Origin of the sequence: Paraburkholderia tuberum STM678, assembly GCF_902833905.1 — a bacterium.
GTDB lineage: Bacteria > Pseudomonadota > Gammaproteobacteria > Burkholderiales > Burkholderiaceae > Paraburkholderia > Paraburkholderia tuberum.
Genome location: NZ_CADFGP010000121.1, coordinates 1 through 9,824, shown reverse-complemented (window position 1 = coordinate 9,824; position 9,824 = coordinate 1). Strand labels below are relative to the sequence as shown.

Below are 9,824 nucleotides of genomic sequence, written 5' to 3'. Positions count from 1 at the left end.
TCTTATATGGACGCCTCCCGGTTTGCCAGGTGATATTCGGTGTGTGACGGACAGGATGAGGTTGCAGACTTATATCCGGCCTGTGGTGCGGATGGTGATCCGCTGGCCCTGATGGAATCTGCCGGGGAAGTCCTCATCTCCTGCGAGTCCTCGAAGGACAAGACAGAATTCAGGTTTGCTTCCCCGCGGTCCGACCTGTTTCGCCATCACATGTATATCAACCTGCGCAACCTATTAGCGACCACGTCTCCATAGTTAGTTGATCTTCTACGCAGCGTGAGCCACGTAACCAGACTGGTACGTTCGAGCGTGGGCAAGCAGCGCCCAGATCGTGCGTGCCGTTTTGTTTGCGAGCGCGACGACCACTACATTGAACGGTCGTCGCGCGAGCAAACGTTGCAGCGCGTCGCTCAGGTGCTTCGGATGCGAGAGCACTGCGCGCGCGCCGTGAATCAGCAAGGTACGCAAGTACACATCGCCTCTTTTGCTGATGCCCAGCAGCTTGACGCGACCTCCCGTGCCGCTTTGCCGTGGCACCAAACCGAGGAACGCGGCGAACTCGCGCCCGGAGCGAAACGTACTCGCCTCGCCGATGGTGGCAATGGCGGCAGTCGCCGTGAGCAGGCCCACACCCGGAATGGCGGCGAGCCGCGTGGCCCCTTCGTCCTGGCGCAACCATGCTGCGAGCCGGTGTTCAATGGCACGGATGTCGCGCGTGAGCGCTTCGATACGCTGCAGTTGTTCGCGAAGCGTGTCGATGACCATGGCGGGCAAAGCGTCGGCCAGCTCGCCGAGCATGCGGGCCGCGTCGCTCATGCTGTGCGAGCCGCGATGCACTGCCGCGCCAAACTCGTACAGCAAGCCGTGCGTCTGGTTAATCTGCATGCGACGCATCTTGAGCAGTTGTGCGCGCACGCGGTGCAGCGTCAGCACCGCTTGCTGCGCTTCGCTCTTCACAGCGACGAAACGCATCTCCGGCCGTTGTGCAGCTTCCCAGATCGCCTGCGCGTCTGCCACATCGGTCTTGTTGCGCTTCACAAACGGTCGGACGAATGACGGCGCAATGAGCCGGACTTGATGACCGAAGCTCGCGAAGCGGCGTGCCCAGTAATGGGCGCTGCCGCACGCTTCCATCGCGATGAGCGCGGGCGCCTGCTTCGCGAAGAACGTCACGAGCTGTTCGCGCTTGAGCTGACGACGGTTGATCTCGCCTGTGTCCATGTCTACCCAGTGCACCTGAAAGACCCGCTTTGCCAGGTCCACGCCAAACGTCGTAGTCTTCATTTCGAGCCCTCCTTACCCTCAGTGGTCGTTTTGACACCACCACTTTGGCACTCTGATGCCGTCGGGTATAGCGAGGGCTCCGCCGTTCCTAATGCCTCTCCTATCCGACGCGGGAGGGAGGCGTCCATACCATCTCCTCCTTGTTGACGGCAAGCTTCGCCGGCGGTCGGTGCCGCCTTGATCCGGCCATGTGCGACTGGTTAAAGTAAGCCACGGCCACGTCTAAAAGTAAATCGCGATTTACCCGGCATTTACCCGATGTCTATCTTGCTTTCATGACATGACGAGGTCGACCGTCTGCCGCGCAACAGCGCTTTAACGGCCATTCACCTATTGCAAGGCGTATCGCCTACTTGCGCACAGGCACCTAGGTCGCGCAACCGAAGCCGAGACCGAGCGACTGGCACATGCCCATGCAACCTTTGCCGCGAAGGCGGCCCACGGTTCCACCGCCTCGAGCACCGGCCGCTCGCGATCTCGGGACCGCCAATGCTCGAAGACACCGAAATCGAATGGAGGCCTTTAACCGGGACTGATTTCTTGTTTCATTGCTATTTGAAGACCGGATCTACCGAGCATAAAAACCACCACCGCGGCGAGCGCGAAGGGCACGGAAAAAACAGTGTAGAGCGCGTGACCGCCGCTGCCGGTGTCGAGCAGCACTCCAGCGGCAAACGGCGAGATCATGGCACCGACGCGTCCCATGCCGAGCGCCCATCCCACTCCTGTCCCCCTACTTTCAGTCTCATAGGCAGTCGGTGCTAGCGAGTAGATGCCTGCCAGCGCCCCAAACGAAAGCATTCCCACCGCAACGGCAAGAGGCAGAACCAGCGCAGGATTTGTCATACCCTTTCCGAATAAGACCGTTGCGATAGCGGTTATCCCAAACAGAAATACTGTTAGCTTCCTCAGATTGAAAAATGGAGAGAGGACACTGAATGCCAGGCTTCCCATAATTCCTCCAAAGTTCAACGCAACGCCTGCGTGAACCGCCACGGATTGCGTCGAGGTCGACACGGCCAAAAGCTTCGGTGTCCAGCTGAGAAGAAAGTAAAGACCCATCAGATGCAGAAAAAACGCGCTCCAGATAAGGAGAGTCCTGGTGCGGTACTTCCGATCAAGCAATCGCCCGACGCCTGATCTACTTTTCATCACTGTTGCGACGCGCGGAGGAAGCGCCGATATTGACTTGTCGAGATCGGGACCGCAATTCCGCTTACTACGCCCCCGCAGGTCTTCCATCTATGCTTGGCACCGTTTGTCTCCATTATTTGATAGTGACGTACAGTTATCGAGGACCTCTCAGGGGCACGAGCAATAGCTGACGCCGAATTTCTCCGACTTAGCTTGCACATCATTTGGATCGCACTTCAGTAGTGTCCGGTTTATTTGAGATCCCCAGGCCGGTGAGCGCCTGAGATGCGGGTTTCGAGGGTTTCATGGGTGTCCACGATTTGAATTTCGAATTCAGCATTTGCGATCCTTTCCGGTTTGGGCGACCTGGGGCGGTAGACCTTAACAGGAGTCCCCGCATGTACCGCAATCACGCTGCGTGCAAGTAAACACCCATCGCAGGCCGTTCGGGGTTAGGCGGAAATACGTTCCATGTGCCGTCACGGTGGCGAAAGAAAAACATCGAAACCGAGCCCGTCGGCCAAAGTGCCTCGACGCGTACATAGCGCCCCCGATGTGAGCGGAAGTGCCCGAACTCGATGACTCGAACCGCCATCGCCCGATTCGGTGCGAGCCAATTTTCGACCATCAAACGCAGAGGTTTTCCTGTGCTAGCCATCGTCTCTTCCTTCATTTCCCTTGATCGGGATCGATCCTATTACCGTAGCCGCGATGCAATTTGTAGGACAGGGAATCGAATTGCTCTGCACCCTGCTACAGATTCTTTCGGCCTCCGATGTGCGAGAAAACTGAGATCTCGCGCGCTTTGCGGCCCGATCCATCACTCCCGGAAATGCCGCAATCCGCTAACCAACTGAATATGCGAAATTAAACCGACACTACTTATCGCACTTAAATCCTTAGTCGCGCACCAGCACCTGAACCACGCAGACGGAGCCCGCTCCAAGCAGATGGCACATCCCCACACGGTCCTTGCCGCGCAGGCGCCGCACTGTTTCCCAAATCTGTGCGAGGCCGGTCGGTCCACCCGGATGACCACGCGCAAGCAGCCCGCCGTCGGTTGAAAACTCCGGCAGGCCAAAGCGCTCCCGCGAACCGGGTCCGAATGCCCCTTCGCCGACTAACGCTTCCGTCTGGCCCGGATCGGAGAATCCGAGGAGCTCGTAATACATCAGTTCCTCCACGGCGAATGCATCGTGCACCTGCACGACGTCCACATCGGAGCGTTTCACTGACGCCTGGGTCAACGCCTGGGCCGCGGTTCGCTGCGAAAGTTCCGGCGGACCCACGATCGCGCCCTCGAGGATTAATTCAGGCGAGTACGCGTCGCTTCCGAATGCGCTGCCGGCCAGGCGTATCCGGGGTTGCGTCGCGCCCACCGGCCAACCGTCGTCGCTGCACAGCACGGCCGCGGCCGCACCTTCTCCCCAAGGCGTGCACATCATCGACGTGAACGGATCAGCAATCATGCGGCTGCCTAGCACCCGCTCGATCGTGACAGGCTCGGGAGCGCGGCGGGCAGCGAAAGGATTCTCCCGCGCATAGTTCCAATTCTTTGCCGTAATGGCGGCAAGGTGCTCGCGCGTGGTGCCCGACTCATGCATGCGCCGTTTGGCCCAGAGCGCGAACGAAACGACCGGTGGCAAGTTCCCTTCAGCCACGATGATGTCCTCCACCGGTACTGCCTTTTGCGGCGAGTCCATGCCCACGACGAGCACCCGTCGTGCGTCGCCCGAGAGAATTGCCTGCCGAGCGCAGTGCATCGCCGACAGCCCGGTGGCGGACGCGTTGGTGACGTGCTGGACTGGCACGCCCGTTAGCCCGAGTTCTTTAGCGACAAAGATTCCTCGCGGCGACAAGGGATGCGCGGTACCGACAACCACGGCGTCAATCTCGGCGTAGGTCAAATGGGCATCTTGCAATGCCGCGAGAGCAGCATCGCGCCCGAGCTTCACGCCCATGCCCGGTCCGTGATTGCCGAACGGGACCATGCCCACACCTGCGATCAAAACGTCATTCATGGGAGAATCTCGCCTCATTGTTGGTGTCGCTGGTTTTCGCGATCACGCGATCCCCGATACGATCGGTGCCTTCCGCAAGAAGTGCCTGGATACGGGCGCCGCAGTCGAGATCAACAATTCCATAGGCCTGGCCATTGAACGTGGTGGCGCTATACAACAGCCCCTGCGCGGCAACTTCGATCAGGTCCGGCTCCCGCAGGGAGCCGTCGGCGACGAGGCTGCGGGGCGGCACATAAACTTGGCGCGTAGTGGAGTCGCGGGCCGCCTTGAGTTGTACGACTGGCAAGTTGTTTCTCCTGTTTCCGATAAAACCGATTAGTGCGAGGCGTGAAATGAAGCGCCCGATGCGGCCATCTCGCGCAGGAGTGCGGGAACGACGTAGCGAGGGCCGAACTCCGTCGCCATCTCATCGCTGCGCTTCACGAACTGGCGAAGCCCCACCTGGTCGATATGCGCCAGCACGCCACCTCGGAATGCGGGATAGCTCCACCCGAGCACTGCACCAAGATCCAGTGCGAGTGGATCGCTCGCGATGCCTTCGGCGACCACATGCGTGGTTTCGATAGACTGCATGTTCAGCAGTCGCTCTATCACCACGCTTGCGTCGGGTTGTTGCTGCTGCGGGGGGAAAACAGACGGGAGTTCGTCCCACACGGTCTTGCCCGTGGGCCCATAGCTGTAGACGCCCCCGGCACCTTTGCGACCAACTCGTCCGGCCCGCAGCAAGCTGTCAATCACATCCAGCGCCGGCTGCGACTGCGCAGCCGTGCCCCGTCCGGCCTTCGCAAGGCTGGTCAAGATGTCCTTCAGCAGATCGTAGGAAGTGAGGTCGCCCATGGCCAAAGGTCCGATGGGGAATCCGGCCATCGCCGCCGCTTTATCGATCAACTCTGGCGAGATACCTTCGCCCAGCATCTGCAGCGCTTCGCGGGAGTAGGCCGCTACCACCCGGGATGTATAGAAGCCTGGCCCATCATTGACCACGACAGGCGTCTTGCCGAGCAACCTCAGCAGGGACTTCGAGCGAGCGAGCGACTCAGCGCTCGTCTGACTGCCCATGACGACTTCCACGAGTGCCATCCGGTCCACCGGCGCGAAGAAGTGCAAGCCGATGAAGTTTCCAGGTGCCTCAACCGTTTCGGCCATCTTCGTAATCGATAGCGTCGAGGTGTTGCTCGCCACGAGGACGTCCGGACCCGCCGCGTCGAAGATCTTCCTGAACACCTCGCTCTTCACTTCCGCGATCTCCGCTACTGCCTCAACGACGGCCTGGCATCCCTCGAGGCGCCCAAAGTCCTTCGTGACCTCAATGCGGGAGATGGCCTCGTCGCGTTGGTCCCGCCCCATCAGTTGGCGCGCCACGGCAGCGTCCAGCGTCTTGGCGATGCGATCGAGTCCCTTGCGCACCTCTTCGTCGCTCCGGTCGATGAGCACGGTCTTTATGCCGGACCTGGCACACACCAGAGCGATGCCGCCCCCCATTGTCCCGGCACCCACGACCCCGATGCGCGTTGGCGTGAACGTCGCCAAACCGACTCCGGATTGGCCTGCTTTCCTGACTGCGCCCGTTGCGATGAACTGTGTACGAATGCGATTCTTAGCGGAGGGCGAAATCGCCACCGTCCCGAAACGGCGCGCTTCGATCGCGAGCCCTGCATCGATGTCGACAGCTAATCCCTCCCGCAGCACCTCCAGGACGGCGTGGGGCGCGACATCTTCCGGAGGCGATTTGCGCTGCCGCTCCGCGAACGCTTTGGCGAAGAATGCTTGGCCTTCGGCCGAGTGCGGCTGGAATCCCGGGTACTGGAACCCTTCACGATCCCACGCTTGCTGTGCTGACGGGTGATCGAGCACCCACCTGCGGGCCGCATCCAATGCCTGGTCCGCGGGAACGATCTCATCCACGAGGCCGCAGCCGAGTGCCTCCTGCACGCCTATGGGCTTCCCTTCAAGCAACATCTTTGTCGCGGGCGCGATTCCAATGAGCCGCGGCAACCGTTGCGTGCCACCCGCACCTGGGATCAGCCCAAGATTGACTTCCGGACAACCAAGCTGCACCCGCGCGTCGTCGCTTGCCACTCTTCGGTGGCATGCGAGCGCAACCTCGAGCCCTCCTCCTAGCGCCGAGCCCGTGATGACTGCAACGAACGGCTTGGACGAGCGCTCGATCGCGCGTAGGCACGCGCCAACCGGAGCCACCATGGCCTCAGCTTCTTCCGGCGTCTGGATTGCGTAAAGCGCCATCAGGTCGCCGCCCGCGACATAGTCGCGCTTTGCCGACCGGATAAATACCCCTTGAACTGCATCATCGTTCAGGGCGCGGTCGACGGTGCGTGCGAATGCATCGATGGCCGCCGGGGTCTTGACGTTCACAGGACCGTCCGGGTTGTTCCAGATGATGTGTGCGATGCCATCCTTGTGTAGTTCGTAGTCAATCACTTCTTCGTTCCCTTTTCGTTCGTTGCCGTTGCTGGTGCCGGTGCGGACAAACCCAATTCGGACAGCGACACGGCGCATTTTGGGGGTGGCCCCATTGCCGCCAATCCGAGATGACCTGGTGTGCCTTGAGCGGGGCCCCTCGTGAGCATTGCTCTGCCCTTACGGCCATGGCGTTGGCAGGTCCGTTGGGTATAAGTAAATCACAATTCACAACGAAAAGTAAATGCGACTTCACGTAGGGTTTTCCCCTTCAAAGCACGGCGCCGTCAAGCGTGCTTAGCTAGCGCGGCAAGGGAATTGACGCCAGAAGCGCCCCTTATGACGCACAACGTTCGAGCGTGCGCGGGTGACACCACTGCTCGCATGGCGCCAAAACCGGTAATTTTAATGGTGAATGGTTGTTCAATTATTAGAACCACAAGCAGGACGACCGGACGACCGCGCCTGGCGAGCGCCCTCGGCGGACTCCTTTGCGGACGTCCACACCTGCAGAGCTTTCCGGAATTCGCTGTCTGGCGCAGCGGCATCCTGTTATCCCGTGGATTGCGCAGCGAACACCTTTGCCGCGGAGCCGGCAAGCTTGCCCGGTGGCCAGCGGTCGGAGGTCAAGGCAAACCTATTCAGTCATAGCTGCGCCAGCCATGTCCGCGATGTTGACTCCGACGCTTGCAGGGGACTCAGCCTCGTCAGTCGGCGTTTCTGCAAGGGTGCTGCACAGGGAAATCTAATCGAGCCGCTTTACACAGCTTTGCACGAACTTCGCCATCTCGACGCCCAGGTCGTCCAACTGGACGCCGAGGTGTTGGACGGACGTGAAATGATTTTGGTCTGGAATCCAAAACGCCGTGGTCTTAGCGCGCGGCGTCGCCGTTCTGGCGCTGACCACGGTTTCCCATTGGCTAATGAATTCCGGTGGATCCAATTCTGCCGCGACCAGCAACAGGGGAGCTTCAGTCCCACCGATGCCACTGACTGTTGAATAGCGGCTTGGCGTTAAATCGTCACCGTAATAAGCGAACGCGCCCTGAAACGGAAGCAATGCAGGCGCAAAGATACCTGAAATGAGCACGGCTCCGCGGATGGCTGACGAATCAGGGATTCGGCCATGATGCCCGCACAGCCAAGAAGCGAGATGCGTTGCACCTGCTGAATGACCGATGACGAGCAACTGCTCAGTTGATATGCCGACTCGCCCGGAATTTGCGGCGAGCCAATCGATCGCTCGCTCGATATCTTCGGCGCCCGCTGGCCACCGGGCTGTAGGGGCCAAACGGTAGGACATCAATGCAGCCGCGAAGCCATGAGAATTGGCCCACGCAGCAACGTTGGAATAAAGATACGTTCCTGATATGCGGCGATTCCCGCGGACAAACCCACCACCGTGGACGAAAAGAACGAGCGGCTGGCTCGGTCCCGCTGCATCGACTGTGCGATAAAGGTCCAGACAATGCCGGTCATCGGGTCCATAGCGCAGATCTAGCGTAACCGTGTGGCGCGGCGCGCCGACGTCGTGTGAGTGGAGCGGTGCGCAAAGCCTGAGCGACGCTTGAAAGCTCTCCGGAGAGAGTGTCGACGGAATTTTTCGGATCTCGGCGAGATACTCAGGTGTCAGCGGCGGCGCAGCTTCCATTCTCAAATCTGACATCGTTTTACGCAGCACTGCGTTCCAAAAAGTGGTTAGCAATATCCGATGTAAATGGCCTGCTCACCGCTAGGCTACGAACTCATTTGCAGTCATTGAGCGCACACCGCCAGAATGGGAAACGCTGAGCACTGTCACGCCACTGGCGAAGCGCCCCGTGCCGCTTCTGAACTCGCCGGCAGACGGTGCCTCATCGGTGAGGCTATCCCACTGCGCGTTCTGACCTGTGCCGATGCTCCGCTCTCGATGACTCATTCTTGAACCTCAAACGGTGGACCGCTGTGACATTAGAGCCGATCCGCGCTCCAAAGTAAATCACAATTCACCAAATGGTTTACCCGGGATCTCCTATGGCACCGCACCCGTTTGCGGGAGTTGCTAAATCGGTACTGAACGCTTTTCGAACCGTGCGAATTCAACAGTTCTACGGCATGACAGAGCGCAGCGGCGCATGTACATGCCAGGTGCCGGAGCGGCATTCAACGAGCGGTCCGAAGGCGGGGAAATCGTTGTCACTCGGACAACCGACGTCGAGCTTCGAGATACATCATCGACATGAAGCGGTGCTCTGACTCATCGGATCGTCACCAGCGTGCGCCGCAAGAGCAACGGTTGCGACAACTCTGTCATGCAGCGCTTCTTCCTGGGTTTGACGAGGTCGCCCTGCCATGGCGGTACATTCCGGGGCTGGCCCCAGTCCACTTCCTGAAGGCCCTGTGAAATGCGCTGGTCTCCTGAAATCCAGTCCGTGCAGCGACCTCCGCGACCGTGAGAGAACTAGTCGAAAACAGATCGATAGCGATGTCACGGCGCAATTCATCCTTCAGTTGCCGGTAGTTGGTCCCCTCGGCCAGCAGGCGGCGCTGCAGCGTAGCCGAAGACTGATTCAGTAACTGCGATAGCGTGTCGAGGTCAGGCCAGTCGTCGGGGATCAGGTTTCGCAAGCGGCGCCTTATGAGGGCAGTAGTGCTGGATTCATTGCGGTATTTCACCAGGATGTTCGCTGGTGCATTGTCCAGGAATGCGCGCAGACTCGTTTCCGTCTCCGTCAGTTTAAGGTCGAGGAAACTGCGATCGAACCGGATCAGGGTCTCGTCCGCGGAGAACGTCACCTCCTCGCAGAAGCGCATGCGGTAGTCGCTGTCATCATCGGCGCGGAAGCGCGAAATCTCATCTCGATCAACGGAATCCGTCTGCGTGCCAGCCAACACGCTAAGGCAACGCTGAACAAGCCGCCGCAAATCTCGATTTCAAAATGATTCGAGGTCTGATCACCGTGAGCGGAGCTTTGACCTCTGGTTTTC

General features: G+C 59.7%; 6 protein-coding genes and 1 pseudogene. All 7 read right to left on the bottom strand.

Features of this window, described 5'->3' with window-relative positions; all coding sequences use genetic code 11:
- Nucleotides 1-267 precede the first annotated feature (267 nt).
- A complete protein-coding gene (locus HWY30_RS39795; RefSeq protein ID WP_090806496.1) occupies nt 268-1,284 on the bottom strand; it encodes an IS110 family RNA-guided transposase in 1,017 nt (338 codons plus the stop codon).
- 522 nt (nt 1,285-1,806) lie between these two features.
- On the bottom strand, nt 1,807-2,409 hold the full coding sequence (locus HWY30_RS39790) for an aromatic acid/H+ symport family MFS transporter (protein WP_167368695.1): 603 nt from the start codon (nt 2,407-2,409) through the stop codon (nt 1,807-1,809).
- Nucleotides 2,410-3,317: 908 nt separating this feature from the next.
- A complete protein-coding gene (locus HWY30_RS39785; RefSeq protein WP_167368696.1) occupies nt 3,318-4,439 on the bottom strand; it encodes a thiolase family protein in 1,122 nt (373 codons plus the stop codon).
- Complete coding sequence (locus HWY30_RS39780) at nt 4,432-4,725, bottom strand: PhlB family protein (RefSeq protein ID WP_090806502.1); 294 nt, start codon at nt 4,723-4,725, stop codon at nt 4,432-4,434. Before HWY30_RS39780 ends, HWY30_RS39785 begins: the two co-directional genes overlap by 8 nt.
- Before the next feature lie 29 nt (nt 4,726-4,754).
- Entirely contained in the window at nt 4,755-6,956 is a 2,202-nt protein-coding gene (locus HWY30_RS39775) for a 3-hydroxyacyl-CoA dehydrogenase NAD-binding domain-containing protein (RefSeq protein ID WP_090806503.1), read from the bottom strand.
- A 646-nt stretch (nt 6,957-7,602) separates the two neighbouring features.
- The gene (locus HWY30_RS39770) at nt 7,603-8,508 is read right to left on the bottom strand and encodes an alpha/beta hydrolase (protein ID WP_167368697.1); all 906 of its coding nucleotides are present in this window, start codon (nt 8,506-8,508) and stop codon (nt 7,603-7,605) included.
- A gap of 638 nt (nt 8,509-9,146) precedes the next feature.
- Nucleotides 9,147-9,733, bottom strand: a pseudogene (locus tag HWY30_RS39765) (helix-turn-helix domain-containing protein); the annotation flags it as partial.
- Nucleotides 9,734-9,824 lie beyond the last annotated feature (91 nt).